Source organism: Pseudomonas sp. (genome assembly GCF_050739655.1).
Classification (GTDB): Bacteria; Pseudomonadota; Gammaproteobacteria; order Pseudomonadales; family Pseudomonadaceae; genus Aquipseudomonas.
Genome location: NZ_JBOIBY010000536.1, coordinates 1 through 1,296, shown reverse-complemented (window position 1 = coordinate 1,296; position 1,296 = coordinate 1). Strand labels below are relative to the sequence as shown.

General features: G+C 55.4%; 1 protein-coding gene. It reads right to left on the bottom strand.

Annotation, left to right across the window (positions count from 1 at the left end; all coding sequences use genetic code 11):
• A partial coding sequence (fusA, locus tag ACRESJ_RS25795) for an elongation factor G (RefSeq protein WP_431760391.1) occupies positions 1-1,270 on the bottom strand: 1,270 nt, incomplete at its 3' end.
• Positions 1,271-1,296 lie beyond the last annotated feature (26 nt).

Genomic DNA, 1,296 nt, shown 5'->3' with positions numbered 1-1,296 from the left:
TAGGCTCAACGGCAACCGAAATAACCGGCTCCGGGAAGTCCATGCGAACCAGGATGATTGGCTTGTCAGCGTTGCACAAGGTTTCACCAGTGGTGACGTCCTTCATGCCGATCAGGGCCGCGATGTCGCCAGCGCGCACTTCCTTGATCTCTTCACGGGCGTTTGCGTGCATCTGCACCATACGACCCACACGCTCTTTCTTGCCTTTGACCGAGTTGATCACGCCGTCGCCGGAGGCCAACACGCCCGAGTAAACACGGACGAAGGTCAAGGTACCCACGAATGGGTCGGTAGCAATCTTGAACGCCAGAGCCGAGAACGGCTCGTTGTCGTCTGCATGACGCTCCATCTGAACTTCTTCGTCATCCGGATCGGAACCCTTGATGGCAGGAATGTCAGTCGGTGCTGGCAGGTAGTCGATAACGGCGTCGAGAACCAGGGGAACACCCTTGTTCTTGAAGGAAGAACCGCAAACAGCCAGAACGATCTCACCAGCGATAGTACGCTGACGCAGAGCGGCCTTAATTTCCTCAACGGTGAGCTCTTCACCCTCGAGGTACTTGTTCATCAGTTCTTCGTTGGCTTCGGCCGCAGCCTCAACCATGTTGTTGCGCCACTCTTCAGCCAGTTCCTGCAATTCAGCAGGGATAGCTTCACGACGAGGAGTCATACCCTTGTCGGCATCGTTCCAGTAAACGGCTTCCATGGTCATCAGATCGATCTGACCCTGGAAGTTGTCTTCGGAACCGATAGCCAACTGGATAGGCACCGGAGTGTGACCCAGACGCTGTTTGATCTGAGCGATCACACGCAGGAAGTTCGCACCGGCACGGTCCATCTTGTTCACGTAAACGATACGTGGAACACCGTACTTGTTGGCTTGACGCCATACGGTTTCGGACTGAGGTTCAACGCCGGAAGTACCGCAGAACACAACGACCGCGCCGTCGAGTACACGCAGGGAACGCTCAACTTCAATAGTGAAGTCTACGTGGCCCGGGGTATCGATGACGTTGAAACGGTACTGGTCCTTGTGCTGCTTGGCAGAGCCCTGCCAGAAGGCGGTAATAGCAGCAGAAGTGATGGTAATACCACGCTCCTGCTCCTGCACCATCCAGTCCGTGGTCGCGGCGCCGTCATGCACCTCGCCCATCTTGTGGCTTTTGCCCGTGTAAAAAAGGACGCGCTCGGTGGTGGTGGTTTTACCAGCATCCACGTGAGCAACGATACCAATGTTACGGTAGCGATTAATCGGTGTAGTACGAGCCATAAAGCCCTCGCAAAATTAGTGACGCA